Annotated in this window: 25 protein-coding genes; 8 read left to right on the top strand and 17 right to left on the bottom strand. The window is 72.2% G+C overall.

Going from position 1 to position 25,640, the window contains the following annotated elements:
• Positions 1-2 precede the first annotated feature (2 nt).
• Together GQQ92_RS06095 and GQQ92_RS06090 are read left to right on the top strand one after the other, a co-directional pair.
• Positions 3-530: an aromatic ring-opening dioxygenase LigA gene (locus GQQ92_RS06095; protein ID WP_232057533.1), complete on the top strand. Its 528-nt coding sequence runs from the start codon at positions 3-5 to the stop codon at positions 528-530.
• Positions 531-557: 27 nt separating this feature from the next.
• On the top strand, positions 558-1,607 hold the full coding sequence (locus GQQ92_RS06090) for a zinc-dependent alcohol dehydrogenase family protein (protein WP_156998355.1): 1,050 nt from the start codon (positions 558-560) through the stop codon (positions 1,605-1,607).
• A 20-nt stretch (positions 1,608-1,627) separates the two neighbouring features.
• Here GQQ92_RS06090 and GQQ92_RS16510 read toward each other — a convergent pair whose 3' ends face one another.
• Together GQQ92_RS16510 and GQQ92_RS16505 are read right to left on the bottom strand one after the other, a co-directional pair.
• The gene (locus GQQ92_RS16510) at positions 1,628-2,284 is read right to left on the bottom strand and encodes a DUF2510 domain-containing protein (protein ID WP_197738113.1); all 657 of its coding nucleotides are present in this window, start codon (positions 2,282-2,284) and stop codon (positions 1,628-1,630) included.
• Between the two features lie 28 nt (positions 2,285-2,312).
• Positions 2,313-2,996 carry a hypothetical protein gene (locus tag GQQ92_RS16505; protein WP_197738112.1) on the bottom strand — a complete coding sequence of 228 codons (684 nt, stop codon included), beginning with the start codon at positions 2,994-2,996 and terminating at the stop codon, positions 2,313-2,315.
• Between the two features lie 65 nt (positions 2,997-3,061).
• Between GQQ92_RS16505 and GQQ92_RS06080 the strand changes: the two genes are divergently transcribed.
• Entirely contained in the window at positions 3,062-4,549 is a 1,488-nt protein-coding gene (locus GQQ92_RS06080) for a cellulase family glycosylhydrolase (RefSeq protein WP_197738111.1), read from the top strand.
• 29 nt (positions 4,550-4,578) lie between these two features.
• On the opposite strand, the gene GQQ92_RS06075 is transcribed toward GQQ92_RS06080, so the two are convergent.
• Positions 4,579-5,085 carry a MarR family winged helix-turn-helix transcriptional regulator gene (locus GQQ92_RS06075; protein WP_156998353.1) on the bottom strand — a complete coding sequence of 169 codons (507 nt, stop codon included), beginning with the start codon at positions 5,083-5,085 and terminating at the stop codon, positions 4,579-4,581.
• 213 nt (positions 5,086-5,298) lie between these two features.
• On the opposite strand from GQQ92_RS06075, the gene GQQ92_RS06070 reads away from it, so the two are divergent.
• The gene (locus GQQ92_RS06070) at positions 5,299-6,699 is read left to right on the top strand and encodes an MFS transporter (protein WP_156998352.1); all 1,401 of its coding nucleotides are present in this window, start codon (positions 5,299-5,301) and stop codon (positions 6,697-6,699) included.
• Positions 6,700-6,886: 187 nt separating this feature from the next.
• Here GQQ92_RS06070 and GQQ92_RS06065 read toward each other — a convergent pair whose 3' ends face one another.
• The 4 genes from GQQ92_RS06065 to GQQ92_RS06050 form a co-directional block, all read right to left on the bottom strand.
• On the bottom strand, positions 6,887-7,480 hold the full coding sequence (locus tag GQQ92_RS06065; RefSeq protein WP_156998351.1) for a nitroreductase family protein: 594 nt from the start codon (positions 7,478-7,480) through the stop codon (positions 6,887-6,889).
• A 343-nt stretch (positions 7,481-7,823) separates the two neighbouring features.
• On the bottom strand, positions 7,824-8,909 hold the full coding sequence (locus GQQ92_RS06060) for a threonine aldolase family protein (RefSeq protein WP_232057532.1): 1,086 nt from the start codon (positions 8,907-8,909) through the stop codon (positions 7,824-7,826).
• 163 nt (positions 8,910-9,072) lie between these two features.
• A complete protein-coding gene (locus GQQ92_RS06055) occupies positions 9,073-10,224 on the bottom strand; it encodes an ABC transporter permease (protein ID WP_156998349.1) in 1,152 nt (383 codons plus the stop codon).
• Positions 10,221-11,105 carry an ABC transporter ATP-binding protein gene (locus GQQ92_RS06050; protein ID WP_156998348.1) on the bottom strand — a complete coding sequence of 295 codons (885 nt, stop codon included), beginning with the start codon at positions 11,103-11,105 and terminating at the stop codon, positions 10,221-10,223. The genes GQQ92_RS06055 and GQQ92_RS06050 overlap by 4 nt, the downstream gene beginning before the upstream one ends.
• 229 nt (positions 11,106-11,334) lie before the next feature.
• On the opposite strand from GQQ92_RS06050, the gene GQQ92_RS06045 reads away from it, so the two are divergent.
• Positions 11,335-12,723, top strand: a complete 1,389-nt coding sequence (locus GQQ92_RS06045; protein ID WP_156998794.1) for an MFS transporter — start codon at positions 11,335-11,337, stop codon at positions 12,721-12,723.
• Positions 12,724-12,739: 16 nt separating this feature from the next.
• Here the strand turns inward: GQQ92_RS06045 and GQQ92_RS06040 are convergent, their stop codons facing one another.
• From GQQ92_RS06040 to GQQ92_RS06025, 4 genes are all read right to left on the bottom strand, one after another.
• A complete protein-coding gene (locus GQQ92_RS06040; RefSeq protein ID WP_156998347.1) occupies positions 12,740-13,618 on the bottom strand; it encodes a response regulator transcription factor in 879 nt (292 codons plus the stop codon).
• Positions 13,615-15,126: a sensor histidine kinase gene (locus GQQ92_RS06035; protein WP_156998346.1), complete on the bottom strand. Its 1,512-nt coding sequence runs from the start codon at positions 15,124-15,126 to the stop codon at positions 13,615-13,617. The genes GQQ92_RS06040 and GQQ92_RS06035 overlap by 4 nt, the downstream gene beginning before the upstream one ends.
• Before the next feature lie 88 nt (positions 15,127-15,214).
• The gene (locus GQQ92_RS06030; RefSeq protein WP_156998345.1) at positions 15,215-15,679 is read right to left on the bottom strand and encodes an SRPBCC family protein; all 465 of its coding nucleotides are present in this window, start codon (positions 15,677-15,679) and stop codon (positions 15,215-15,217) included.
• A complete protein-coding gene (locus tag GQQ92_RS06025; RefSeq protein ID WP_156998344.1) occupies positions 15,672-16,010 on the bottom strand; it encodes an ArsR/SmtB family transcription factor in 339 nt (112 codons plus the stop codon). The genes GQQ92_RS06030 and GQQ92_RS06025 overlap by 8 nt, the downstream gene beginning before the upstream one ends.
• A gap of 134 nt (positions 16,011-16,144) precedes the next feature.
• Between GQQ92_RS06025 and GQQ92_RS06020 the strand changes: the two genes are divergently transcribed.
• Complete coding sequence (locus GQQ92_RS06020; RefSeq protein WP_156998343.1) at positions 16,145-17,566, top strand: FAD-binding oxidoreductase; 1,422 nt, start codon at positions 16,145-16,147, stop codon at positions 17,564-17,566.
• 22 nt (positions 17,567-17,588) lie between these two features.
• Here the strand turns inward: GQQ92_RS06020 and GQQ92_RS06015 are convergent, their stop codons facing one another.
• The 3 genes from GQQ92_RS06015 to GQQ92_RS06005 are packed head-to-tail and all read right to left on the bottom strand — an operon-like array spanning position 17,589 to position 20,107.
• A complete protein-coding gene (locus GQQ92_RS06015) occupies positions 17,589-18,512 on the bottom strand; it encodes an alpha/beta fold hydrolase (RefSeq protein WP_156998342.1) in 924 nt (307 codons plus the stop codon).
• 4 nt (positions 18,513-18,516) lie between these two features.
• Positions 18,517-19,233: a hypothetical protein gene (locus GQQ92_RS06010; RefSeq protein ID WP_232057531.1), complete on the bottom strand. Its 717-nt coding sequence runs from the start codon at positions 19,231-19,233 to the stop codon at positions 18,517-18,519.
• A gap of 28 nt (positions 19,234-19,261) precedes the next feature.
• Positions 19,262-20,107, bottom strand: coding sequence for a PIG-L deacetylase family protein (locus GQQ92_RS06005; RefSeq protein ID WP_156998341.1), 846 nt, complete (start codon positions 20,105-20,107; stop codon positions 19,262-19,264).
• A gap of 158 nt (positions 20,108-20,265) precedes the next feature.
• Between GQQ92_RS06005 and GQQ92_RS06000 the strand changes: the two genes are divergently transcribed.
• Positions 20,266-21,561 (top strand): MFS transporter, encoded by a 1,296-nt coding sequence (locus GQQ92_RS06000; RefSeq protein ID WP_232057530.1) that lies wholly within the window; start codon positions 20,266-20,268, stop codon positions 21,559-21,561.
• A 130-nt stretch (positions 21,562-21,691) separates the two neighbouring features.
• Here GQQ92_RS06000 and GQQ92_RS05995 read toward each other — a convergent pair whose 3' ends face one another.
• The gene (locus tag GQQ92_RS05995) at positions 21,692-22,081 is read right to left on the bottom strand and encodes a phage holin family protein (protein ID WP_156998339.1); all 390 of its coding nucleotides are present in this window, start codon (positions 22,079-22,081) and stop codon (positions 21,692-21,694) included.
• A gap of 110 nt (positions 22,082-22,191) precedes the next feature.
• Between GQQ92_RS05995 and GQQ92_RS05990 the strand changes: the two genes are divergently transcribed.
• A complete protein-coding gene (locus GQQ92_RS05990; protein WP_156998338.1) occupies positions 22,192-23,280 on the top strand; it encodes a hypothetical protein in 1,089 nt (362 codons plus the stop codon).
• Positions 23,281-23,285: 5 nt separating this feature from the next.
• On the opposite strand, the gene GQQ92_RS05985 is transcribed toward GQQ92_RS05990, so the two are convergent.
• Together GQQ92_RS05985 and GQQ92_RS05980 are read right to left on the bottom strand one after the other, a co-directional pair.
• Entirely contained in the window at positions 23,286-23,972 is a 687-nt protein-coding gene (locus GQQ92_RS05985; RefSeq protein WP_156998337.1) for an SDR family NAD(P)-dependent oxidoreductase, read from the bottom strand.
• Between the two features lie 159 nt (positions 23,973-24,131).
• The gene (locus tag GQQ92_RS05980; protein WP_156998336.1) at positions 24,132-25,595 is read right to left on the bottom strand and encodes a DUF6421 family protein; all 1,464 of its coding nucleotides are present in this window, start codon (positions 25,593-25,595) and stop codon (positions 24,132-24,134) included.
• Positions 25,596-25,640 lie beyond the last annotated feature (45 nt).

Raw genomic sequence — 25,640 nt, 5'->3', positions numbered from 1 at the left:
TCATGTCGGAACCGGTCGTCGAAGGGGTCGTGCTCACACGGGGTCAGGATCGGGGGCTGAGGCTCATCGGACTCGCCGGCATCCTCGGGGGCGCGCTGCTGATCATCGTCGCCGTGATCGCGTGGATGGGGGTCTCGGCGCAGTTGAGGGCCGAGAACATCATCATCTCCGACGACGCGCCGATCCTCGCGGGCCAGCAGGTCGACGGGCCGATCGACGCGTACGTGCAGGCGAGCGTCATCAACATGCACGCGCTCGAGATGGCCGACGGCAAGACGTACGCCGAGCTCGACATGGACGACCCCGTGCGTGCGACCGTCATGGACGCGTCGTTCCTGCGGGCCTCGCTCTTCACCTCGGTCGTGTCGTTCGGCGTCGCGCTGTTCGCCGCCGGCGTCGGGGTGCTCTTCATCCTGTTCGGGTGGGCGATCCGCATCATGGTGCCGGCGCTCGGCAAGGCGCAGACGGCCGGCGGGCACGGGCACGTCGGGCACGGGCACGCAGGGCCTGCGGCCCCCGCCGGGCAGTAGTCCGCGGGCGGGCGTAGGCTCGGCTGCATGCTCGCCACCGTGATCCATGCAGCCCGCGACATCCGCGTCGAGACCGTGCCCGACCCCGTGCTCTCGACCGGCGGCGACGCCATCGTGCGGGTCGTCGCCGCGTGCGTCTGCGGCTCCGACCTCTGGCCGTATCGCGGCATCACGCCGACCGACCAGCCGCATCGCATCGGGCACGAGTTCGTCGGGGTCGTCGAGGCCGTGGGCGACGACGTCGAGTCGATCGAGGTCGGCGACTTCGTCATCGCCCCCTTCTACGTGTGCGACGGCACGTGCGTGAACTGCCGCAACGGGGTGAGCACGTCGTGCCTGAACGGCGGATGGTGGGGCGGCGACGACCGGCTCGGCGGCTTCGCCGACGGCGGTCAGGGCGAGCGCGTGCGGGTGCCCCTCGCCGACGGCACGCTCGTGCCGGTGCCCGTCGAGGTCGAACCCGACATGGTGCCGGGCCTGCTCACCCTGAGCGATGTGATGGGCACGGGCCACCACGCGGCCGTGTCGGCCGGGGTGCAGCCGGGCGAGTCGGTCGTGGTCGTGGGCGACGGCGCCGTCGGCCTGTGCGCGGTCATCGCCGCCAAGCGGCTCGGCGCCACCACGATCATCGCGATGTCGCGGCACGCCGACCGGCAGGCGCTCGCACGTCGGTTCGGGGCGACGCACGTCGTCGCCGAGCGCGGAGATGAGGGCGTCGCGGCCGTGCGCGAGCTCACCGGCGGCATCGGCGCCGACCGCGTGCTCGAGTGCGTGGGCACGAAGGAGTCGATGGACCAGGCGATCCGCTCGGCGCGCCCCGGCGGCATGGTCGGCTACGTCGGCGTGCCCAACGGGGGGCCCGAGCTGCCCGTGCGTCCGCTGTTCAACCGCAACGTCGGCGTGAACGGCGGGGTCGCGCCCGTGCGCGGCTACATCGAGGAACTGCTGCCCGACGTGCTCTCGGGCGAGATCGAGCCCGGCCTCGTGTTCGACCTGACGCTGCCCCTCGCCGAGGCGGCCGAGGCCTACGCGGCCATGGACGAGCGCCGCGCGATCAAGGTGATGCTGCAGCCGTAGCCCGCGGCCGAGCCGCGGCCTCAGTAGCCCGAGATCTCGGTGACCGCCTGGACCGAGGCGAAGATCACCCACACGGACCAGATCATCGCGATGACCACCACGGCGACGTTGATCCCGATCGCGGTCCACATCGGCGCGAGCCCGCGGCCCGCCTGCCGTCGCACGACGACCGATCGGCCGATCACGTAGACGAACGAACTGAGGAACGCCCACGCCCAGTGGAACCGCGAGGCGTAGCCGAGGCGCGCGAGTTCGGCGTGATCGCGCGAGGCCGACCAGACGGTGACCCCGTAGAGCACGAACGACAGCGCGATCGTGGCGAGGTACCACGGGTCGAAGAAGATCGCGTACGGGGCGAGCGGATCGACGAGGTCGGTCGCTGCGGTGACGTATCTCGTGGGGTCGAAGGTCGCCAGCGAGACGAGGCCGAGCAGCGGCAGCAGCACGACGGCCCAGATCCACGGGGTCGAGGTGGGCGTCCCGTCGGGCACGCGCTCGGCCGGCATCCGCTCGGCGGGCGCGGGGCCGGCTGCGTACGGCGCGGGAGCGGGCGCGGGCGCGGGCGCGGGCGCGACGTGCGTCGTCCAGGTCGCGCCGTTCCACCACCGCTGCGACGGCGCCCCGGTCGGATCGGGGTACCAGCCGGCGGGCGTGGGGCGGGCGGGATCGTTCGTCATCGGGCCTCCTGATCGGTCCCGGGCCATGCTAGCCGCGGGCGTCGGCCGGGGCGGACTCCGTGACTGCGGGGTTCGTGTCGGCGGGGGCCTCCGTGGCGGCGGACGAGACAGGGGCGGATGCTGCGGGGTCGGATGCCGCGGGGTCGGATGCTTCGGGACCGGATGCTTCGGGGTCGGATGCCGCGAGCCGCCGCCCGGCCACGGCGGCGACCACCGCGGCCGCGACGCCCACGATGAGCCCGACCGCCGCGCCGAACAGGGCGGAGACCGCGATGTTCGCGGCGGTCGTGCCGAGGTACGTGCCGAAGTCCATGTGCACCGCGAACGAGCTGAAGACGCCCCGCACGAGGTTGCCCGCGATGACGGCGAGCACGGTGACGCCGACGCCGCGACCGAACGCGCGGAGGATCGAGGGGTTCGGGCGGCGTCGATCGCCGGCGCGGAGCAGCACGAACGCGGCGGCGAGCATGACGAGCACGCCCGCGACATCCGCCGCCCAGAAGCCCCAGGTCGAGCCGCCGAGCGGGGTGAGCCGAAGCGGGGGGATGAGCGCGGGCAGCCCGGCCGCGGCGGGCACCGCGAGCACGGGGGCGTACGCCGTGAGGGGGGAGATCAGGGGCTCGAGGCCGACGAGGATCGAGCACACGAGCAGCGCGACGACGACCGCCCACGAGACGCGCGAGAAATGTGGGTCAACTGTCCTAGTCGGCATGCGAACGATGCTATCGTCGCGGTCACGCCAGTCAAGCGGCGGTTCGCGGAAGTCGAGGAGGACGCGTGAGGTTCGGTGCACGAACGGTGTTGGCGGCCGGTCTGGCGGCGGTGCTCGCGGTCGGCGGCATCGCGGCGGCCCTGCGCACTCCGGGGCCCGCGCATGCCGCGAGCACGATGACGGATGCCTCGGGGCGGGCCCTCGTCGGGCACGGGTTCAACACCGCGAGCAGCTCGAAGAGCGCCCCCGACGGCATGCCCGACTTCACCGAGGCGGACCTCGAGGCCGAGCAGGCCGACACCGGCACCGATTTCGTGCGGTTCCTCATCTCGTGGCGCAAGGTCGAGCCCGAGCCGGGCGTGTACGACCAGGGCTACCTCGACGACGTCGCCGAACGCGTCGGCTGGTACTCCGAGCGTGGCTACCACGTGATGCTCGACATGCATCAGGACCTCTGGGGCTCGGGCATCACCCCGAGCGGCGAGAACGGCAACGGGGCCCCGGTCTGGGCGACGTACATGGACGGCTACCCGGTCGCCGACCAGGACATGTGGGAGCTGTACTACCTCCAGCCCGGCGTGATCCGGGCGTTCGACAACTTCTGGAACACGACCGGCGAGCATCCCGAGCTCATGGAGCACTACGCGAACGCCTGGCGTGCCGTCGCCGAGCGGTTCGCGGGCGACGATGCGGTCGTCGCCTACGACCTCATGAACGAGCCGTACGGCGGCAGCCTCCAGGGCCCCGCATTCGAGGCCGGCCCGCTCACCGCGCTGTACCAGCGCAGTGCCGACGCGATCCGCGAGGTCGACTCCGACAGCTGGATCTGCCTCGAGCCGCAGGCGCTCGGCTTCAACTGGGGGCTCCCGTCGGGTCTCGGCCGCGTCGACGACGCCCGCGACGGCGACGCGCGCATCGCGTTCTGCCCGCACCTGTACCCGCTGCCCATGGACCTCGGCGACGGCTTCACGGGCACCTCGCGCGACCTCGTCGAGACGACGGTCGCCGCGTGGCGCTCGAACACGATGCGCACGGCGCAGGCGCTCGGCGACGTGCCCGTGATCCTCGGCGAGTTCGGGCTCGACACCACGTTGCCCGGAGCGCTCGACTACGTCGACCTCGTCTACGACATGGCGGATGCCTCGGCCATGGGCGTGACCTACTGGTCGCGCGACCCGGGCAGCTGGGGCCCGTACGACGCCGACGGCGAGCCGCGCAACCTCGTCGGCGCGCTCGACCGGCCGTATCCGCGGGCTGTGGCGGGCGCCGTCTCGTCCTGGAGCGCCGAGCCCGACGAGCTGACCCTCGCCTTCGTGCCCGACGCCTCGGCGACGGCGCCGACCGAGGTGTACCTTCCCGCGAGCGGGTTCCCCGACGGCGGCGTCGTCGAAGGCGGCGACATCGTCTCGTGGAACAGCCACACACGAGTGCTCGCCTTCACGGTCGAGGCTCAGGATGCCGCGGATGCCGCGGATGCCGCGGATGCCGCGGATGCCGCGGATGCTCCGGATGCCGCCGGCGCCGAGGTCGAGGTGCGCATCACGCCGAACTGAGGCCGGGCGCCGGGCGCTGAGCGGTCGGGCTACGCGTCGATGTCGTCGAGGCGGGCGATGACCACTTCGAGCAGGCGGGCGAGCTCGCCGCGCTCGTCGTCGCCGAGGTCCTGCAGCACGTCGGTCTCGACGACGTCGGAGCCGCGGATCGCCAGGCTGAACAGCTCCCATCCCTCGTGCGTGAGGCTGATGTAGGTGCGCGTGCGGTTCTCGGCGTCGGGCGTGCGCTCGATGAGGCCGCGATCGGCGAGCTTGTCGAGGCGGTGCGTCATCGACGACGGCGCGACGTTGGTGAGATCGGCGAGCTGGCTCGGCGTGAGCGCCTCGGCGGCCTTGGCGAGCGAGGTCACGACGGCCCATTCGCCCGCCGTCACGTCGAGGTCGGCGAGCTGCCTGGCGTACCACTGGTCGAGCTTCTTGGTGAGGCTCTGCACGGCGGTGATCACCCGCTGCACCGACTCCTCGCCGCCCGCCGCGACGTAGGTCGCGACCGCTCGACGGTGCAGTTCTGCGGCGCTCGGGGTTCGTCTGGGCATGCGGGAATTCTCGCACGCCTCGTTCGGTTGCTAATATTTCGATATCGAAATCTTCTGTCTCGAAGACTTCGAGGCGAAAGCACCGGATGCCGCGACCCCGCCGCGCACGTTCGAGGCGCCCGAGCGCGCGCCCCGAGGCATCCGCCCCCGAGACATCCGCCCCCCAACGCACCAGCCTCAGAACACCGAGCCCCAGAACACGGAGGACCACCCATGCGCGCGAAACTGCTCGTGCTCGCATCGTCGATCGGCATGCTCGGCTGGGGCGCCGTGCTGCCCTACCAGTACGCCTACGCCGCCGACACGCGCGGATGGGGTCCGCTCGTCGCCGCCGCGGCATCCTCCCTGTTCTCGGTCGGCGCCCTCGTGGCCGCCCCGCTCGCCGGACGCCTCGCCGACCGGTTCAACCCGGTGACCGTCGCGGTCCTCGCGCAGCTCTTCGCCGCCGCCGGGGTCGCGTCGCTCGTCTTCGCCGACGTGCCCGGAGTCTTCCTCGCGGGCATGCTCGTGTTCGGCCTCGGCCTGACCGCCGCGATGCCCGCCAAGCAGGTGCTCGCCCTCAACTGGTCGTCGGGCGACGACCGGCGCAAGGTGTTCGCCTACAAGTTCACGGGCGAATCGCTCGGCATGGCCCTCGGCTCGTTCCTCGCCGGGCAGATCATCGACCTCGACCGGGCCGACGGCCTCGACATCGGATTCGTGCTCGCCGCGGGCGGGTTCGCCCTGTCGTCGGCGATCATCGCGATCGCCGGCCGCGGCGCGCTGCGGCCCGCGGCGATCAGCGTCACGGCGGCCACCGGGGCCGTCGGCACGATCGGCGGCGTCGGCGGTGCGGCCGGATCCGGTGCGGCCGGGCCCGGTGCCGACGCCTCGGCCGCCGCGCACCGGGGCGGCGTGCTGCGCGCCATCGCGACCACGCCCGCCCTGCGCTGGACCGCCGTCGTCACCGTCGCCCTCGCGCTCGGCTTCTACGCCCAGTTCGAGTCGGGGCTGCCGGCCTACGGCATCACGGTCCTCGACATCGACCCCGCCTCGATCGGCATCGCCGCGGCCGTCAACTGCATCGTCATCGTCGCGCTGCAGGTGGTCATGGTGCGCGCGACCGCGAAGCGCGGAGCCCCCGCCCTGCTCATGGCCGTCGGCGGCATCTGGGTGCTCGCCTGGCTCGTGCTCTCGAGCGCGCTGCTCGCGCCCGGCATCGCATCGGCCCTGTTCGTCATGACCTACGGCATCTTCGCCGTCGGCGAGACGATGTACAGCCCCGTGCTGAACCCGCTCACCGCGCAGCTCGCGCCCGCCGGCATGGTCGGGCAGACCCTCGGCACCATCGCCGCGCTGCAGACGGCGTTCTCCGCGGCGGGCCCGCTCATCGCCGGCGTGCTGCTCGGCGCCGGGCTCACCGACGTGTTCCTCGGCATGCACCTCGCCGTCAGCCTGCTCGCCGTCTTCGCGGCGTGGCGCATCAAGCGCGCGATGGCCGCGCCACCCGTCGATCGCGTCGCCGAGCCGCGCGTGCGCGAGGAGCCGCGCGTGCGCGAGGAGCCGCCCGTGCGTGAGGAGCCGCCCGTGCGCGAGGAGCCGCCGACGACCCCGATCGACCTCGTCCGGGCCTGAGCGTCGTCAGGTCGTGAGCGTCGTCACGTGGTGAGCGTCGGGCCCTGAGCGTCGGGGTCCGGCGTCGGGGACGAGCCTTCCGGCGCTGAGCCGGATCGCGAGCCCGGAACGACGAGGGCGGATGCCGCAGCGCTGTGCCGCGGCATCCGCCCTCGTCGTGCCATCGGGTCGAGCCCGACCCGACCGACTACTCGCCCGCGAGGACGAGCTCGTCGAGCGGCTTGCGCTGACGGGGAGCGACCTCGCGCTCGCGCAGCACGTCGGGCAGGGCGTCGACGTCGCCGAGCACGCCGATCGTGGTGATCGAGACGATCTCGAGGTTGTCGGCCAGCGCGAACGCGGTGTGCAGTGCGGCGGCGTCGAACCCGCCCATCTGGTGCGTGTGCAGGCCCTCGTGCTGCGCCTGCACCGTGAGGTGGGCGACCGCCTGGCCGAGGTCGTAGTGCGCCCACGGACGGGGCCTGCCCTCGGCGTCGGCGACCTCGGCGATGTTGATGACGAGCGCGGCGGCGGACTCGGCCCAGACCTGGTTGAAGCCGGCCATCGCGTCGTGCGCGGCGGTGAAGGCGGCGGTTCCACGGCGCGCGACGATGAACCGCCACGGCTGGGAGTTGTTGGCCGACGGCGCCCAGCGGGCGGCTTCGAGCACGGTGCGCAGCGCCTCGTCGTCGACGACGGCGTTCGGGTCGAACGCGCGCGGGCTCCAGCGGTCGACGAGCGGGTCGATGAGCTGAGCGGTGGTGTCGGCGCGGCGGGAGGTGAGTTCGGTGACGAGCGTCATGATGCGGCTTTCACGGGAGGGGACGGTTGCCGGGGCGCCGTTGTCCCAGTCCATTGCAACGCATGAATCTGTGAAACATTCCCGAGTGCCGAGGTTCGGCGGGGCGGGGCGGGGCGGGGCGGGGCGCCCGAGTCGCCCATGTTTGTACAGAGTTGGGCGACTCGGGGGTCTGCCGCGCGCGAGCAGCGTCGAGTCGCCCATGTTTGTGCAGAGGTGGGCAACTCGGGGGTCTGCCGCGCGCGAGCTCGCGTCGAGTCGCCCATGTTTGGACGGAGTTGGGCAACTCGGGTCGGTCCCGCGCGAGCAGCGTCGGTCGCGAGCGCGCGCGCGAGCGACCCGCGGATCAGCCGCGCGCGAGCTCCTCGCGGATGCCCGCGACGAACGCGTCGATGTCGGCCTCGGTCGTGTCGAACGAGCACATCCAGCGCACCTCGCCCTTGGCGGCATCCCAGTCGTAGAACTTGAAGCCGCGGTCGCGGAGGCGGTCGGCGACGCCGAGGGGCAGCACGGCGAACACGCCGTTGGACTCGGTCGGCTGGCTGAAGCCGAGGCCGGGCAGTTCGCCCGCGGCGATGCCGGCGTCGAGCGCGTCGCGCAGGCGTCGGGCCATGGCGTTCGCGTGCGACGCGCTCTCGAGCCAGAGATCGCCCTCGAGCAGGGCGATGAGCTGCGCCGAGACGAAGCGCATCTTCGACGCGAGCTGCATGTTGAGCTTGCGCAGGTACTTCAGGCCGTCGGATGCCGCGGGGTTCAGCACCACGATCGCCTCGGCGCCGAGCGCGCCGTTCTTCGTGCCGCCGAAGCTGAGCACGTCGACGCCGGCGTCGCGCGTGAAGGCGCGAAGCGGCAGTTCGAGCGAGGCGGCCGCGTTGGAGATGCGGGCGCCGTCCATATGCAGCAGCATGCCGTGGTCGTGCGCGTGGTCGGCGATCGCGCGCACCTCGTCGGGCGTGTAGAGGGTGCCGAGCTCGGTGGTCTGCGTGATCGAGACGACGAGCGGCTGGGCGCGGTGCTCGTCGCCCCACCCCCAGGCCTCCTGGTCGATGAGCTCGGGGGTGAGCTTGCCGTCGGGCGCGACGACGGTGAGCAGCTTCATGCCGCCGACGCGCTCGGGCGCGCCGCCCTCGTCGGAGTTGATGTGCGCGGTCTTCGCGGAGATCACGGCTCCCCAGCGGGGCAGCATCGACTGGAGCCCGGTCACGTTCGCGCCGGTGCCGTTGAACACGGGGAACGCCTCGACGCCCTCGCCGAAGTGCGACGCGAACACGCGCTGCAGGCGGTCGGTGTAGGCGTCCTCGCCGTAGGCGACCTGGTGGCCGCCGTTGGCCGCCGCGATCGCGGCGAGCACTTCGGGGTGCACGCCGGAGTAGTTGTCGGACGCGAAACCACGGACGGTGGCGTCGTGGAGGGGGGAGGGCTCGTGGGTCACCGAACCATCCTCCCATTCCGAGTCTGACGGGATCTTGAGCGCGGGCGCACGGAACCTGCGTCGACCGCCGCCACGCGCACGGATGCCGCGGGGCCGGCCCCGCGGCATCCGCTCGTCGGCACGTCCGCCCGTCCGCTCGTGGGCACGTCCGACCCGCGCAGACTCAGCCGCGCAGCGCCTCGCCGAGCTTCACGCGCGCGCCCGTCTTCAGGAGCGAGTTGCGGTACATGCGCTCGCCGACGAAGACGGCGGCGGCGGCGGTCGCCAGCAGGATCGCGAGCGACACGAACGGCTCCCACCACTCGGTCGTGCCGAGGAAGACCCGCATCGGCATGCCGACGGGCGCCGAGAACGGGATGTAGCTCATGATCGCGAGCACGGTCGGGTTGTCGTTGAAGACGATGATGAGCACGTACGGGATCATCACGAGCATCGTCACGGGCGTGGTCACCGATCCGACGTCCTCGGCGCGGGAGACGAGTGCCGACGAGGCCGCGAAGAGGGCGGCGAGCATCACGAAGCCGATCGCGAAGAACACCACGAACCAGATGACGGATGCCCCGAGCCCGCCGAGCAGCACCCGTTGGCCGGTCAGCATGAGGCCGAGCAGGGCGAGCACCGCGATCGCGAGGATCTGGCCGAACGCGAGCACGCTGTTGCCGATGACCTTGCCCGTGAGCAGGGCGCGGGCCGAGACCGTCGAGAGCAGGATCTCGACGACGCGGGTCTGCTTCTCCTCGACGACGGACTGCGAGATCGTCGAGCCGAACGTGATCGCCGACATGAAGAACACGATGCCGAAGCCGAAGGCGACGAGGTACGCGAGGGTCGGGTCCACGGCCGCGGGTTCGAGCAGCTCGACGCTCGGGGTGACCGCGAGGGCCCGTGCGACGCCGTTCGGCGGTTCGTCGAGCCCGATCACGACCACGCCGAGCGGGTCGGATGCCGCGGGTGCGACGACCGCGTCGACCTCGCCGTCGCGCAGCAGCTGCTCGCCCGCGGCGCGGTCGTCGACCGGCACGCCCTCGAGCTCGGCGTTGCCCTCGACGGCCGACGCGGCGCTGCCGACCACCGCGACCTTCGTCGCCTCGGACTGCCCGCCGAGCAGCGACCCGAGCACGACCGACGCGAGCACGGCGAGCATGAGGATGCCCGTCGAGATGAGGAACGCCTTGCTGCGCAGCCGCATGGTGATCTCGCGGCCGGCGATGAGGCTCACGCTCTCGACGAACCGGGGGGCGGCGGGGCGTGTCTCCGTCGCCGGCCGAGGCGGCGCTCCGGCGCCGTTTCGAGTTCCGGTGTGCTGCGTGCTCATCGCACGACCTCCTTGAAGATCTGGGCGAGCGAGGTGCGCTCGCGGGCGAAGCTGGTGAGGCCGCCACGGGCGACGGCGGCGGCGAGGGCGGCCTCGCGCGCGGCATCCGACTCGGCCTCGAAGACGGCCCAACCGCCGTCGAACTCGATGACGCGGATGCCCGGCTGCTGCCGCAGCCACCCGGCGTCGCCGCTCGCGAGCAGCTCCCAGCGGTCGGTGCCGTACTCGGCGCGCAGGGTCTCGCCGGTGCCCGAGGCGACGATGCGCCCGCCCGAGATGATGACGAGGTCGTCGCAGAGCCGCTCGACGATGTCGAGCTGGTGCGACGAGAAGAGCACGGGCGTGCCCGTCGCCGCGACATCCGCCAGCACGCCCTGCACGGTCTCGACCGCCATCGGGTCGAGGCCCGAGAACGGCTCGTCGAGCACGAGCAGCTCGGGCTGGTGCACGAGGGCCGCCGCGATCTGCGCGCGCTGCTGGTTGCCGAGCGAGAGCGACTCGATGGTGTCGTTCGTGCGCTCCCCGAGGCCGAGCCGCTCGAGCAGGTCGAGCGCGTTGCGCCGGGCGCCCTCGGCCGACCAGCCGTGCAGGCGGGCGAGGTAGACGATCTGCTCGAGCACCTTCATCTTGGGGTAGAGCCCGCGCTCCTCGGGCATGTAGCCGAACCGCCGTCGGTCGGCCGCGGTGAGCGGCGTGCCGTCGATCGTGACGGATCCGCCGTCTGAGGAGAGCACGCCCAGGATGATGCGCATCGTCGTGGTCTTGCCGGCGCCGTTGCCGCCGACGAACCCGGTGAGGCGGCCGTCGCCGACCGCGAAGCCCACGTGGTCGAGGGCGAGGCGCTCGCCGTAGCGTTTGGTGACATCGTCGAGTTCGAGCATGCCTCCAAGCTACGGATGCCGCGTGGCCGGGGCATCCCCCGTGCGGATGGATGTACGGGCTCCGGGCTCGCCCCGCGCTCCGCCCTGAGGGGGAGGGCTACCGGATGTCGCAGGCTCTGGTTACCCTCGCAGGGTGAGCGAGGCGGGGCGGGTCGAGCCGGCGCAGGTCGAGCCGGCGGGGGCCGAGCCGGCGGAGGGCGAGGCGCAGGTCGTGCCCCCGCCCGGCGGCATGCGCACGTTCCTGCAGGTGCTCGTGAACACGGCGTTCGCGAACGTGACCACGAGCTTCCTCTGGTTCGCCCTCACGTTCTGGGTGTACCTCGAGACGCGGTCGGTGCTCGCGACGGGCATCGTCGGCGGCGCGTACATGCTGCTCATCGCGTTCTTCGCGATGCTCTTCGGCTCGATCGTCGACCGGCACCGCAAGCTGCAGGTCATGATCTTCTCGAGCCTCGTCACGCTCGGGGCGTTCGCCGTCGCCGGTGTGCTCTACCTGCTGCAGCCCGAGTCCGCGCTCGTCGATCTCGGCGGCCCGTGGTTCTGGGCGTTCTCGGGCGTCATCCTGTTCGGCGCGGTCATCGAGCACATGCGCAACATCGCGCTGTCGACGACGGTCACCCTGCTCGTGCCCGTCGAACGGCACGCCAACGCCAACGGCCTCGTCGGCACGGTCCAGGGCCTCGCCTTCATCGTCACGAGCGTGTTCAGCGGGCTCTCGATCGGGCTGCTCGGCATGGGATGGACCCTCGTCATCGCGATCGCGATGACCCTCGTGGCGCTCGTGCACCTGCTGTTCCTGCGGGTGCCCGAGGCCAGGCCGGTGCCCGCCGAGGGCGAGCGGGCCTCGACGATCGACATCCGCGGCAGCATCACCGCCATCCGCTCGGCGCCCGGACTGTTCGCCCTCATCATCTTCTCGACGTTCAACAACCTCATCGGCGGCGTCTACATGGCGCTCATGGACCCGTACGGCCTCACCCTGTTCCCCGTCGAGGCGTGGGGCATCGTGCTCGGCGTCACGGCCACCGGATTCGTCATCGGCGGGCTCGTGATCGCGAAGTTCGGACTCGGCCGGAACCCCATCCGCACGATGCTGCTCGTCGTCGTGGGCATGGGCGTGCTCGGGGCGCTCTTCACCATTCGCGAGTCGTGGGTGCTCTACGGCGTCGGCATCTGGGTGTACATGGCGCTCATCCCGGTGGTCGAGGCCGCCGAGCAGACCGTGATCCAGAAGGTCGTGACCTTCCGGCGCCAGGGGCGCGTCTTCGGATTCGCCGCCGCGGTGGAGTCGGCCGCCGCCCCGATCACGGCGTTCCTCATCGCGCCCATCGCCGAATTCGCGATCATCCCCTACATGAACGGCGAAGCCGGGCAGCAGACGTGGGGCTGGCTCCTCGGCGAGGGCGAGGCCCGCGGCATCGCCCTCGTGTTCCTCGTCTCGGGCCTCGCCATGGTCGTGCTCGCGCTGCTCGCGTTCACGACCCGCTCGTACCGTCTGCTCTCGGCCGAGTACGAGGGCGGCGCGGGCTCGGTGCCGGCGGCGGATGCCGGTGCGGCGGGCGCCGGCGCGGCGGGTGCGGCCTCGGGGGCAGCCGCGCCCGAGCCGCCCGAGCGGTAGTCGGGGCGGGCGGCGCTCACGCCGAGGGGCGCACCACCCCGTGCTCGTAGGCGTAGACCACGGCGTGCACGCGGTCGCGCAGGCCGAGCTTCATGAGCACCTTCGACACGTGCGACTTCACGGTCGCCTCGCCGACCCACATGCGCCGGGCGATCTCGGCGTTCGAGATGCCCTCGGCCAGGAGTTCGAGCACCTCGCGCTCGCGCTCGGTGAGGGTGGCGAGCTCGGGTGCGGCCGGCTCCTGTGCGGCGGAATCCGGCGCGGCGAGGCCGGATGCGGCGGAATCCGGCCTGGCGAGCTCCGGTGCGGCGAGCTCGGGCGCGGAGGTTGCAGGAAGAATCGGCTCGGTGCCGGTGTGTCGGCCGCTCTGGGACGGCGTTTCGTCGATTCTTCCTGCATTCGGGGCGTTCGGGGTGTTCGGGTCGTGCGGAGCCGCCGAGGCGGCCGGAGCGTTCAGTGCCGCCGGGTGGCGGCCGGCCACAGCCTCGATCACGCGCCGGGTCACGTCGGGCGAGAGCAGCGCATCGCCGCGGGCGACGACCTGCACCGCCTCGATCAACTGCTCGGGACTGGAGTTCTTCAGCAGGAACCCGCTCGCGCCGGCGGCGAGCGCCTCGAAGAGGTAGTCCTCGCGGTTGAAGGTCGTGAGCACGAGCACGGCGGCCGTCGATGCCGGGTCGCCGGTGATGCGGCGGGTCGCCTCGAGTCCGTCGACGCCGGGCATCTGCACGTCCATGCAGACGACGTCGGGTGCGAGCGCCGCCGCCTGCGCGACGGCCGCCGCGCCGTCGGCGGCCTCGCCGACCACCTCGATGCCGTCCTCGGAGTCGAGGATGGTGCGGAATCCGGCCCGCACGAGTCCCTGGTCGTCGACGACGAGCACCCGGATGCTCACGGGCGCACCGCCTCGCGGCGCAGCGGGAACCGGGCGCGCACGAGGTATCCGCCCCGTGCGCGGGGTCCGGTCTCGAGCGTGCCCCCAGCGGCCGCGACGCGCTCGCGCATGCCGCGCAGCCCGAGGCCGTCGCCCGCCCGCTCGCCCCCGCTGCCGCGGCCGCCGGCGCGCACACCGCCGCCAACACCTCCGCCGGCGCCGACACCGCCGACACCGCCGACACCGCCGCCAGCGCCCACCCCGCCGACACCGCCGCCAGCGCCCACACCTCCGACATCCCCGGCACCCCCGACGCCCGAACCCCCGCCGACGCCCCCGCGCCCCGCCGCCGACCTCGTCGCGGTGCCCGTGTTCGTGACCTCGACCTCGACGGCGTCCTCGTCCCACCGCACGCGCACCTCGGCGGTCGCCGACGACCCGGCGTGCTTGCGCACGTTCGTGAGGGCCTCCTGCACGATGCGGTAGGCGCTGAGGTCGACGACCGAGGAGACGGTCCGCGGCTCGCCGATGACCGCGAGGGACACGGGCAGCCCGGTCGACGCGCTCTCGGCGACGAGGTCTTCGATCCTGGCGATGGTGCACGTCGACGTGCTGGTGGCCGCACCGCTGCCTCCGAGCGCGGGCGAGAGGTCGATGGAGCCCGTGTCGGCGTCGCCGCGCAGCGTGCCGAGCAGCCCGTGGAGTTCGTCGACGGCGTCGCGCGCGCTCGCTTCGATCGACGAGAGGGCGGATGCCGCGGCATCCGGATCCTTCGCGAGCACGCGCCGCGCGGCTCCGGCCTGGACGCCGATGACCGAGACGTGGTGGGCGACGACGTCGTGCAGTTCGCGCGCGATGCGCAGCCGCTCGAGGGCGACCGCCTGCACGCGGGTGCGCTCCCGCTCGGCCGCGAGTTCGGCCGTGCGCTGCTCGAGCTCGGCCTTGGCCCGCGCCGATCGGTAGGCGGCGTCGCCGAAGTACCAGGCGCCGCCGAAGTAGAGCAGGTTCGTCAGCACGTTGATGAGGCCGAAGGCCACGTAGGGCGAGAGCAGGCCCTCGCGGTCGAGTTCGGGCAGGTAGTCCTGCATCGCCGAGGAGGTCACGAGGCCCCAGAACAGCCAACCGAACATGCCGATGACGATGGCGCCGCGCACGAGGTTCGCGCGTCGACGGCTGCGGCCCCACGCGCCGACCGTGTAGATCGCGATGAACAGCGCGATGTTCGAGAAGAGCAGCTCGATGGTCTCGGTCAGCGAGCCGACCACGAAGGCGGCGGATGCCACGACGGCGACGATCTCGGGCCACCGGCGTCGGGCGGCGAGCGGCAGGGTCATGGCGAGCGCCCAGAGCGCCGAGGCCCACCACGGGGTGTCCTCGCCGAGCCCGGTGACCCGGTACAGGACGATGCTCGCCGAGGTCGCCGCCGCGAGCACGACGGCGAGCACGGCGTCGCGGCGCAGCGCCCGGGGGCCGGGCCGCGGCCGGACCCACTCGACGCCGTCGATGACGGGTGGCGCGACGCTGGTCATCCCTCCACGCTAGCGAGCGGATGCCTCGCGCGGATCCGCCGTGCGACGGAGTTCGCCGTACGGCGGAGATCGCGGGGCGTCGGGGCGCTCACCCGCCGAGGCGCGCCTCGAGCTCCTCGAACGCTTCCGACCAGCCGTCGTAGACGCCGGCATCGCCGGGCTGCCCGGCGATGCCGGCGAGGTGGAACGTCATGAGCGTCTGCTCGCCCGCCTCGCCGTGCTCGTCGAGATCGATGGTGAGCACGGGCACGTCGCCTTCGGCGTCGCCGGGTTTGCCCCAGGTCATCACGAGTCGCGACGGCGGGACGACCTCGCGGTAGACGCCGACCGTCGGGTACTCGGTGCCGTCGGACGAGATCATCGTGTAGCGGTAGGCGCCCCCGGGTCGCACGTCGTAGTCGACGTGCTCGCGCGGGGTCGAGACCCGGTGCGGGTGCAGCCAGTGCGGGGCCTCGTCGGGGTCGGTCCACGCGCGCCAGACGGTCTCGCGCGGCGCGTCGAGGACGCGGGTGATCGTGAACTGCTTCGTTTCGGTCGCGGTGCGCTCAGGCATCGGTCGTTCCCTTCAGGTCGCGGAGTCGTCGGTCGAGCAGGTCGAATCGCTCGTTCCACTCGTCGCGGTGGCGTTCGACCCAGTCGGATGCCGCGTCGAGCGGTTCGGTGCGCAGGGTGCAGGTGCGCCATTGCGCGGTGGCGGTGCGTTCGATGAGGCCCGCCCGCTCGAGCACCTTCAGGTGCTGCGAGATCGCGGGTCGGCTGATCTCGAACGGCTCGGCCAGTTCTCCGACCGTCGCCGCGCCGTCGCGCAGGTGCGAGAGCATCGCACGCCGCGTGGGGTCGGCGAGGGCCTGGAACACGAGGCTGAGCTCGTCCCTCGCATCCACTATGTTAGCAACTCCTTAATTAATGATTTGCTTACCTTACGTCGATCGCTCGACAGCGTCAAGGGCTCACCCGATTCCCGTCGGATGTCGCGGCGGGCGCAGAATGGACGGTGCCGTCGAACGAGGAGCACGCCGTGAGCGCAGAACCAGCCGAGACCGAGGGCGCCTTCGCGCACCGCGCGGAGGTGGTCGCCCGTCTCCGGGCGCTGCTGCCTCCCGACCAGGTGCTCACGGATGCCCCGACGCTCGCCGAGTACGCCCACGACGACGCGGAGTGGGCGCCGTTCGAGACCCCCATCGCCGTGGTGCTCGCCGAACACGAGCGCGACGTGGTCGCCGTGGTGCGGCTCGCCGCGGCATCCGGAGTGCACGTCGTCCCGCGCGGCGCCGGCACGGGCCTCTCGGGCGGCGCGAACGCCGTCGCGAACAGCATCGTGCTCTCCCTCGAGCGCATGACGCGCATCGTCGAGATCGACGCGGCGGAGCGGTACGCGGTGGCCGAGGCGGGCGTCATCAACGACACCCTGCGCGCGGCGGTCGCCGAGCACGGGCTCTGGTATCCGCCCGACCCGGCGAGCTATCGCATCTCGACGATCGGCGGCAACGCGGCCACGAACGCCGGCGGCATCTGCTGCGTGAAGTACGGGGTGACCCGTGACTACGTGCTCGGCCTGCGCGTCGTGCTCGCCGACGGCGAGATCGTCGATCTCGGGCGCCGCACCGCCAAGGGCGTCACCGGGTACGACCTCACGGGCCTGATGGTCGGCTCCGAGGGCACGCTGGGCGTCATCACACGGGTCACCGTCAAGCTGCTGCCGCTCGCCGGACGCGAGGAGCGGGCGATCGTGGGCGCCTTCGGTTCGCTGCGCGCGGCCGGCGACGCCGTCGCGGCGATCGGCGCGTCGGGCATCGTGCCGGCCGCGCTCGAGATCCTCGACCGCACCTGCATCGAGGCCGTCGACGCCTGGCAGGCGCTCGGCCTCCCGCACGGGGTCGACACGTTGCTGCTCGCCAAGGTCGACGAGGTCGGTGCGCTCGGCGAGCGGCACGCGGCATCCGTCGCATCCCTCATGTCGGCGGCCGGTGCGCTCGGCGTCGAGCAGGCCTTCGAGGCCGACGAGGTCGATCGACTGTTCCTCGCGCGCCGTCTCGCCTACCCCGCGCTCGAGCGGCTCGGACCGGTGCTGACCGAGGACATCTGCGTGCCGCGCGGTGCGGTGCCCGAGATGCTCACGCGCATCCAGGCGGCGGCCGCCGAGCACGACGTCGTGATCGCGAACATCGCGCACGCCGGCGACGGCAATCTGCACCCGCTGATCATCGCGCCCGAGGGCGACGAGGCCGCGAAGGGCAGGGCGAAGCTCGCATTCGACCGCATCGTCGACGAGTGCCGGGAACTCGGCGGCACGGTCACCGGCGAGCACGGCGTCGGACTGCTGAAGATACCCGGCGCCGAGCTCGAGCTCGGACCCCGTGTCATCGCGATGCACGCCGCCGTCAAGCAGGCGCTGGACCCGCACGGCACCCTGAATCCCGGCAAGGCGTTCCCGGGCTGAGTCCCGGCGCATCGGTTCGCGGTCAGCGTGCGAGGAACGCCAGCAGCTCCTCGTTGAACCGCGCGGGCTGCTCGATGTTCGTCGCGTGGCCGTCGCGTTCGATGACCGTCGAGCTCGCGAGCGGGTTCAGGGCCGCGGATGCCGCAGCGTGGGCCGAGGGCCAGAACTCGCTCTCGGCGCCGGCGATGAAGAACGTCGGGATGTCGGCGGCGGCGATCGCGGGACGCCAATCGCGTTTCGCGTGGTCGTTCAGGAGGGCGAGCTCGGCCGCGGTGAAGCTCGGCCTGCCGCCCTTCGGCAGGTCCATGGCCGTCAGCACGCGGGCGATGCGCACGAGACCCTTCGACTTCGCCGGGAACCGCCCGGGGTCGGGGATGCCGGTCGCGAACATGGTGTCCGCGTTCGACGCGTCGTAGTCGTAGAAGCCGAAGGCCCAGTCGTCGGTGTTCAGCATCTTCGGCGTCTGGTCGACGATGACGACGTCGCGGATGTCTCGGACGCCGGCCCTCCCGGCGGACGCGGTCGCCGCGGCCGCCGCCTGCGAACCCTGCGAGCCCTGCGACTCGCCCGACCCGCCCGCCCCGCCGCGACCCGCGGTGCTCGCGGCATCCGCGCTGAGGTGGGCCCAGATCGCGTTGCCGCCCATCGACTGGCCGACGAGCGTGGCGTCGCGCAGCCCGAGGTGCGCGACGAGGTCGCCGATGTCGGCGCCGTGCCGGTCCATCGTGGCGCTCGAGGCCGCGTCGGGCCCCACCTCGGAGGCGCCGTGTCCGCGGCGGTCGAACGCGATGACGCGGTACCCGGCCCGGGTGAGGGGCTTGACCTGGTAGCGCCAGCTCGACGCCGACGCCTTGAACCCGGCGATGAGCACGATCGGTCGCGCCCCGGCGTCGCCGGACTCGACGTAGTGCAGGCGCGTGCCGTCGGAGGCCGTGAAACGGGGCACGCGATCAGAGCCTGACGGGGTAGGTCAGGAGGATGACGAGGCCGGCGACGGTGGCGACGATCGCGAGCCCGAGCAGGGTGCGCACGACCCACGGCTGCAGCTCGCGCTGCGACATCGCGGTGAGGAAGAGCACGAGGGCGAAGAGCACCGTCAGGATCGAGTAGTTGTCGCCGCGCTGGTTGTTGTCGAGCGCGGCCTGGAACTTCGCGTCGGCGCGGGCGTTGTAGTCGGCCGCCTCCTCGGTGCCGGGCGGCACGTAGGACTCGAGCACGAACGGGCCCTGCGCCTCGCGGCCGCCGGCGTCCCACTCGTCGAAGGCCACGCGGAACTCGGGCGAGAAGCGCTCCTCGATGTACGACGCGAGCTCCGCGTCGCTCTGCGCGGTGGCGAGCACCCACTGCACCCAGATCGACTGGTCGCTGCCCCGGGCGTCGCGCGCCTCGCTGGCGAAGTTCGTCGCCTGCACGCGCGCGCTCGACGCCTGGCTGAAGGCGATCGACATCTCGCCGCCCCACTTCGAGGACTGGAACCCGCACCACGCCGTGAGCACGGCGACCGTGGAGAGGAGGAACACGGCGACCGCGTCGACCACGCGCTTCTTGATCACCTCGCGGCGTTCGGCGCTCTGCTCGGCGCTCTGCGCGGCGCGCTCCTCGGCGTCGAGGTCGGTGCCGCGCGCGGCGCTCGGGTCGGCGTGCTCGCCGCTGGACGTGTCGGTCATCTGCTGATTCTGCACCGAGCGACGGCCATCAGTCGAGCGGCTCGGCGGTGAGGTCTCGCACATGGTAGAACTCGTGGTCCCAGAGCAGGTAGATGAGCCACGTCGGCAGGACGTACGACTCGGGCATGAAGTTCGCCTGCGACGCGTGGATGGTCCATCCCTCGTGCTTCTTGCCGGTCTCGGCGGGCATGGCGTACTCGGGGTCGGGCTGGTTGGCGACGACGAACGTGCCGACCTCGCCGCCGAACATCGACAGGGCCTTGGTGGGGCTGATCGTGTACACGAGGTACTCCGGTCCGGCGTAGGAGCCGCCCTCGGCCTCGAGCTGCGCGACGGCCTTCTCGGTGACCTCGCCCATGCGCATGTGGTCGGCGTGGCCGGTCGCGCCGCTCGCGGGCCAGAACCCGACGACGACGTCGGGGCGCACGCGCTTCATCTCGGCGACGACCCGGTCGACGAGCTCGTCCTCGTCGACGTCGGGGACGCCGCCGTCGGGGTAGTCCCACACGACGTGACGGTCGACGCCGAGGTTGAAGCTGTTCTTCAGCGCCTCGGCCCTGCGGATGTCTCCCAGATCCTCCTGGCGGGCGACGACGGGGGTCTGGTGCCCGGCCTCGCCCTCGGTCGCCGTGATCATCGCGGTGTACGCGCCGTCGACCTCCTTCGCGCGGAAGAACAGGCCGTTGACGGTCTGCTCGTCGTCGGGGTGCGCGAACACGCCGAGCACGCGGGTGCCGCCGAGCTCGCCGACGATCGAGTCGACGCCCTTCGCGGTGGGTTCGTGGAACAGGTCGCGTCCGGCCCAGAAGAGCCCGCCGACGAGGGCGAGGACGACGGCCGAGACGGTGATGAGCGCGACGGTGCGCTTGCGCATGGCGGTGCTTTCGGGTCGAGCGGATGCCTCGCGGCGGCGTGGGTGGCGCCGGGTGCCGCGGGCCTGGGGGTGGCAGCATGCTACCCCGCGGCATCCGCCTTCCCGAATCGTGCTCGGGATCGGTGGCGGCGCGCTCGCCGCGGGCGCATGATGGGCGGGTGAGCGGTGCGACGACGCCCGAGACGACGCCGACCTCCACGCCGGGGCGCGTGCAGGCGGTCTACTTCACCCTGCTCGTCGGCAACACGCTCGCGGCATCCTTCATCTGGGGCATCAACACGCTGTTCCTGCTCGATGCGGGGCTCACGAACCTCGAGGCGTTCGCCGCGAACGCGTTCTTCTCGATCGGGATGGTCGTGTTCGAGGTGCCGACGGGCGTGATCGCCGACACGCTCGGGCGCCGGGTGTCGTACCTGCTCGGCACGGTCACCCTCGCGACGACGACGGCGCTCTACTACCTGCTGTGGGTGTGGCATTCGCCGTTCTGGGCGTGGGCGCTCGTCTCGGTGCTGCTCGGCCTCGGGTTCACGTTCTTCTCGGGAGCCGTCGAGGCGTGGCTCGTCGACGCGCTCACCGCCACCGGGTACCGGGGCAGCCTCGAGCAGGTCTTCGGCCGCGGGGTCTCGATCGCGGGCATCGCGATGCTGCTCGGCTCGACGCTCGGCGGCGTCGTCGCCCAGGCCACGGACCTCGGGGTGCCGTTCCTCATGCGGGCGGGCGTGCTCGTGCTCATGTTCGTGCTCGCGGCGCTGCTCATGCGCGACCTCGGGTTCACCCCGGCGGGTCGGACGAACCCGATCGCGGCGACGAGGCAGGTGCTCGTGGCATCCGTGAAGTACGGGCTCGGACGGCCGGGGGTGCGCTACATGATGCTCTCCGCGATGTTCACCACCGGCGTCGGCTTCTACGTGTTCTACGCCCTGCAGCCCTACCTGCTCGAGCTCTGGGGCGATGACGGCGCGTACTCGGTCGCGGGCCTCGCGGCCGGCATCGTCGCGGGGTCGCAGATCATCGGCGGGCTCGTGGCGCCCTGGCTGAGGCGCCGGTTCCGGAAGCGGACGACGTCGATCATCCTCTCGATCTCGGTGAGCGCCGGGATCCTCGTCGTGCTCGGCGTGAACCGGAGCTTCTGGGTCGCGCTCGCGCTGCTCGTGCTGTGGGCGCTCATCGACGCCGCCGCGGGGCCGGTGCGGCAGGCGTACCTCAACGACATGATCCCGTCGAGTCAGCGTGCCACGGTGCTCTCGTTCGACTCGCTCGTCGGCAGTTCGGGGGCGGCGGTGATCCAGCCGGTGCTCGGACGGTCTGCGGATGTCTGGGGCTACCCGTTCTCGCTCGCGCTCGGCGGTCTCGTGCAGGCACTCGCGGTGCCGTTCCTCTGGCTGAGCCGGCGCAGCGGGGAGGCGGCGGATGTCGCGACGACGGCGGATTCCGCGCCGGAACCGCCCGCGTAGCCCCGCGCCCCCGCCGGCGCCGGTCGAGGAGGCGCGCCAGCGCCGTCTCGAGACCGCGCCGATCCCGTCCCCGCCGGTCGAGGAGGCGCGCCAGCGCCGTCTCGAGACCGCCCTGCCGCCTCGACCCCGCTCAGCGCTTGCCCGTGCGCCCCTTGTCGAATCGCGGGGTGATGAACCGGCCGGCGATCCAGCCGAGGACGGCGGCGATGACCCAGACGACCACGGTCGCGAGGATCCAGGCGGCGATACCGTCGAAGCCGACCCCGCCGAAGAGCGAGGCGACGAGCAGCGCGAGGAACGTCGAGATGAGGCCCGCGATGCCCGCGATCGTCGGTGCGGCGCGGTGGAAGAGGCTGCGCACGAGCCATTCGATGAGCGCCTGCACGACAGCGAACACGAGGATCGCGACGATGAAGCCGCCCGGATGCACGTGGAACCCCGGCACCAGCAGGGAGGTCAGGAGCAGCGCGATCGCGGCCGTCGCGAGGAAGACCGCCAGGTTCAGGAGGGTGCGCACCATGCCGTGAGCGTACCGTGCGGTCGAGGTGGTCCGCGGGTGGGCGGCGGCCTGCTCTGGGGATCCTCTGGGAGGGCCTGTACCCCGAACGGGGGGTGGGTTACGCTCGGTTGATGTCCCTGCGCCGAGGATCGACCCGCGCTCGTCCCTCCGCCGCCTCCCCGAACTCCTCCGGGTCGAGGCGCGGTCCGGGCCGCCTCGCGGTGGGCCTCGGCACCGTCGGCGTGCTCGCGCTCTGCTCGCTCGGCGCCGCCGCCGGGGTGCACGCCGCGGGCGGCGACGAGGCGGCACCGGCGTCGATCATCGCGAAGATCCTCGGCACGTACGAGACCGACGACGGCGAGATCGGCACGGATGCCTCGGGCGTGCAGCCGATCCCCGACGGCGGCTCGGGCGACGGGCGCGACGACGGATCGGGTCGCGACCCCGACCCCGACGCTCCCGCGACCGATGCCCCTGCGACCCCGGAGCCGACCCCCGGCGACGATGCAGACCCCGACGACGGCGACCCCGACGACGCGACGCCCGAGCCCGACGGCACGCCCTCGCCCGACCCCGATCAGGGTTCGCCGGCGCCCGTCGACCCGTCCGACCCGATGTCGCCCGAGTACAACCCGTACACGACCCAGGGCGATCCGGCGTACGTCACCGACGCCGAGAAGTCAGCCTGGCTCGGCCGCGAGGCCGTGGTGCGCACGTGCATGGCCGATGCGGGGTTCGAGTACCTCGACTGGCAGTGGTGGCTCGGCGGGAGCCCGCAGCCGGCCGGGCAGTCGCCCGATGACGCCGCGGCCTGGTCGACGGCGCTGCGCGGCGACGGCTCGACGAGCGGATGCCGCGCCGCGGGGCAGCAGGCCGCCGCCGACGCCGAGGCCGCCGGCACGCCCCTGAGCGCCCCGGTGCCGCCGCTGCCCGGGCCCGAGGTGCCGACCGAGCGCGAGAACTGGCTCGAGTTCCAGTCGGCGGTGCGCTCGTGCATGGCCGAGCACGGCCTCGCCTACCGCTACTGGGAGTACTGGAACCCCGCGTACGACTCCTCGGAGGGTTCCGCGGCGATGCCCGAGGGCCTCGACGATGCCGGGCGTGCGGCGTGGAACCTCGCCGCGTTCGGCGACGCCGACGCCGTGGGCGGCGCCCCGAACGACGGCGGAGGGTGCTGGGCGACCGGTCTCGGCGCGAGCGGCTACCGCACGTTCGAGTGAGGCGGTCAGGCCGAGAGCTCGACGACGCTGCCGTTGCGTTCGGCGTCGGTCGAGGCATCCGCTCGCCAGAGCTCGACGACGGATGCCGCGAGCCGGCCCTCGAGGCCCGCCAGCGATTGCACGCGGAACGTGACCGCCGCCGCCGGGGCCCCCGCCTTGGCGAAGCCCTGGGCGAGCGAGCGCATCCACGACTCGGATGCCGCCTTCACGGCCGTGTAGTTCGCGCCGCCCGCGGTCGGCCGCTCGACGGTCGTCGACGAGACGATCGCGATGCGCCCCGCGCGGGAGGCGAGCAGATCGTCCCAGAATGCGCGGCTGACGTGTCGGAGCGCGGTGAACGAGCGTTCGAGCACGCGGTAGTCCTCGTCGGTCTGCCCCGGGATGCCGCCCCCGCCGCGCCAGCCCCCCACGAGGTGCACGATGCCGTCGACGTCGCCGAGGTGGGCGTGCACCCGCATCGCGAGTTCGAGCACCTCGTCGCCGTCGGCGAGGTCGGCGCGCTCGCCGTGGACGCCCGGGATCTCCGCGACGAGCTCGTCGATGCGGCCCTGGTCGCTGCCGACGGCGATCACGGTGGCGCCGGCGTCGACGAGCGCCCGCGCGACGGTGCGGCCCGAGGCGCTCGTCGCCCCCGCGATGAGCACGGTGCGGCCGGCGATGCCGTTGCTCGCGCCGTTGGCCTGATCGGCCATGTCGCCTCCTCCTCCTCGAGCTTTCTCGGAATCAGGTCGAAACGCCGAGATCAGGACGGAATCGGGGATTCCGTCCTGATCAGCGTACGTCGTCCTGATTCCGCGTCGTCGGGCGTCGGCCCGAGTCGTCGGGCGTCGGCCCGAGCGCGGTGCCGGTCGTCAGGCGCCGGCGGCGGTGATGCCGACCGTCGACTCGATGACGGGCTTCATCTTCTTGTCGAGCGCCTCGAAGAACATCGACAGCGGGAACTCATCGTCCATCACGAGGTCGGTGTAGCCCTTCGGCGGTCCGGCGAGCACCTCGCGGGGCAGCCCCTCCGCCCACACCGATGCCGGGTTCGGCGTCACGACGCTCGTGACGAGGTCGTAGGCGGCCAGCCAGTGCACCGTCTTCGGGCGGTCGATCGACTTCCAGTAGAGCTCGTCGATCGCGTCGCCGAGCTCGACGACCGCGTCGGGCACGGCGTCCCAGTCGAAAGTGAGCTTCACGTCGGTCCAGTCGAGCACGTGCTTGCGGTGCAGCCAGGCGAACAGCAGCTGACCGCCGAGCCCGTCGTAGTTGCGCACGCGCGAACCCGTGATCGCGAAGCGGAAGATGCGATCGAAGATCACCGCGTACTGCACGAGCTTGCCGGTCGTGCGCATCTGCTCCTCGACGTCGGTGAGCTCCTCGCCCGCGGCGGCCCGGGCGTCGAGCGCGCGCTGGATCTTCACCGACTCGCGGAACGCGGTGAGGTCGCAGCGCAGCTCTTCGAGGGAGTACAGGAAGAACGGCATGCGCTGCTTGATCATGAACGGGTCGAACGGCAGGTCGCCGCGCATGTGGGTGCGGTCGTGGATGATGTCCCACATCACGAACGTGCGCTCGGCGAGCTCCTGATCGTCGAGCAGGCGGGCTGCGTCGTCGGGCAGGTCGAGCTTCGTGATCTCGGATGCCGCGCGCACGACCCTGCGGTACCTGGCCGCCTCGCGGTCCTGGAAGATCGCGCCCCACGTGAACGTCGGGATCTCGCGCATCGCGACGGTCTCGGGGAAGAGCACGGCCGAGTTCGTGTCGTATCCGGGCGTGAAGTCGACGAGGCGCAGGCTCACGAAGAGCTTGTTGCCGTAGTCGCCCGCCTCGAGCGCGGCGATGAACTCGGGCCAGATCGTCTCGACCACGAGCGCCTCGACGTGACGGTCGGGCGAGCCGTTCTGCGTGACCATCGGGAACACGACGAGGTGGCGGATGCCGTCGACACGATGCTGCTGCGGCTGGAACTCGACGAGCGAGTCGAGGAAGTCGGGCACGCCGAACCCCTCGGCCCGCCAGCGGCGGAAGTCGGCGACGGATGCCGCGAGGTAGCGCTCCTCGTGCGGGAACCGCGGTGCGAGCTGCTCGATCGAGGCGACGATCGTGTCGACGAGTTCGCCGGCCCTGGCGTGCTCGGATGCCTCGGGCACCGAGCCGTCCTTCACCTGGAGGCCCTGCAGTTCGGTGGCGGCGGCCTTCAGCGCGAGCCACGCGGCATCCGTCTCGACGTCGGCGGCCAGCGCGAGGTCGGCGGCCGTGAGCTCGACGGTGCGCTCGTCTTCGAGGACCTCGGGTTCGCCGATGATGGCGTCGACAGCAGTGCTCGACATGTTGAACCTCCGTTCCTCGGGATGCGTGCCGGTCGGCACTCGGAT

It is taken from the genome of Agromyces terreus (assembly GCF_009749465.1).
GTDB lineage: Bacteria > Actinomycetota > Actinomycetes > Actinomycetales > Microbacteriaceae > Agromyces > Agromyces terreus.
This window is presented reverse-complemented; position numbering and strand designations above follow the sequence as displayed.

Coding starts and splice junctions, on each gene's coding strand:
- GQQ92_RS06095 (WP_232057533.1), top strand. CDS start 3: ATGTCGGAACCGGTCGTCGAAGGGGTCGTGCTCACACGGGGTCAGGAT.
- GQQ92_RS06090 (WP_156998355.1), top strand. CDS start 558: ATGCTCGCCACCGTGATCCATGCAGCCCGCGACATCCGCGTCGAGACC.
- GQQ92_RS16510 (WP_197738113.1), bottom strand. CDS start 2,284: ATGACGAACGATCCCGCCCGCCCCACGCCCGCCGGCTGGTACCCCGAT.
- GQQ92_RS16505 (WP_197738112.1), bottom strand. CDS start 2,996: ATGCCGACTAGGACAGTTGACCCACATTTCTCGCGCGTCTCGTGGGCG.
- GQQ92_RS06075 (WP_156998353.1), bottom strand. CDS start 5,085: ATGCCCAGACGAACCCCGAGCGCCGCAGAACTGCACCGTCGAGCGGTC.
- GQQ92_RS06070 (WP_156998352.1), top strand. CDS start 5,299: ATGCGCGCGAAACTGCTCGTGCTCGCATCGTCGATCGGCATGCTCGGC.
- GQQ92_RS06065 (WP_156998351.1), bottom strand. CDS start 7,480: ATGACGCTCGTCACCGAACTCACCTCCCGCCGCGCCGACACCACCGCT.
- GQQ92_RS06055 (WP_156998349.1), bottom strand. CDS start 10,224: ATGAGCACGCAGCACACCGGAACTCGAAACGGCGCCGGAGCGCCGCCT.
- GQQ92_RS06050 (WP_156998348.1), bottom strand. CDS start 11,105: ATGCTCGAACTCGACGATGTCACCAAACGCTACGGCGAGCGCCTCGCC.
- GQQ92_RS06045 (WP_156998794.1), top strand. CDS start 11,335: ATGCGCACGTTCCTGCAGGTGCTCGTGAACACGGCGTTCGCGAACGTG.
- GQQ92_RS06035 (WP_156998346.1), bottom strand. CDS start 15,126: ATGACCAGCGTCGCGCCACCCGTCATCGACGGCGTCGAGTGGGTCCGG.
- GQQ92_RS06030 (WP_156998345.1), bottom strand. CDS start 15,679: ATGCCTGAGCGCACCGCGACCGAAACGAAGCAGTTCACGATCACCCGC.
- GQQ92_RS06010 (WP_232057531.1), bottom strand. CDS start 19,233: ATGACCGACACGTCCAGCGGCGAGCACGCCGACCCGAGCGCCGCGCGC.
- GQQ92_RS06005 (WP_156998341.1), bottom strand. CDS start 20,107: ATGCGCAAGCGCACCGTCGCGCTCATCACCGTCTCGGCCGTCGTCCTC.
- GQQ92_RS05995 (WP_156998339.1), bottom strand. CDS start 22,081: ATGGTGCGCACCCTCCTGAACCTGGCGGTCTTCCTCGCGACGGCCGCG.
- GQQ92_RS05990 (WP_156998338.1), top strand. CDS start 22,192: ATGTCCCTGCGCCGAGGATCGACCCGCGCTCGTCCCTCCGCCGCCTCC.
- GQQ92_RS05985 (WP_156998337.1), bottom strand. CDS start 23,972: ATGGCCGATCAGGCCAACGGCGCGAGCAACGGCATCGCCGGCCGCACC.
- GQQ92_RS05980 (WP_156998336.1), bottom strand. CDS start 25,595: ATGTCGAGCACTGCTGTCGACGCCATCATCGGCGAACCCGAGGTCCTC.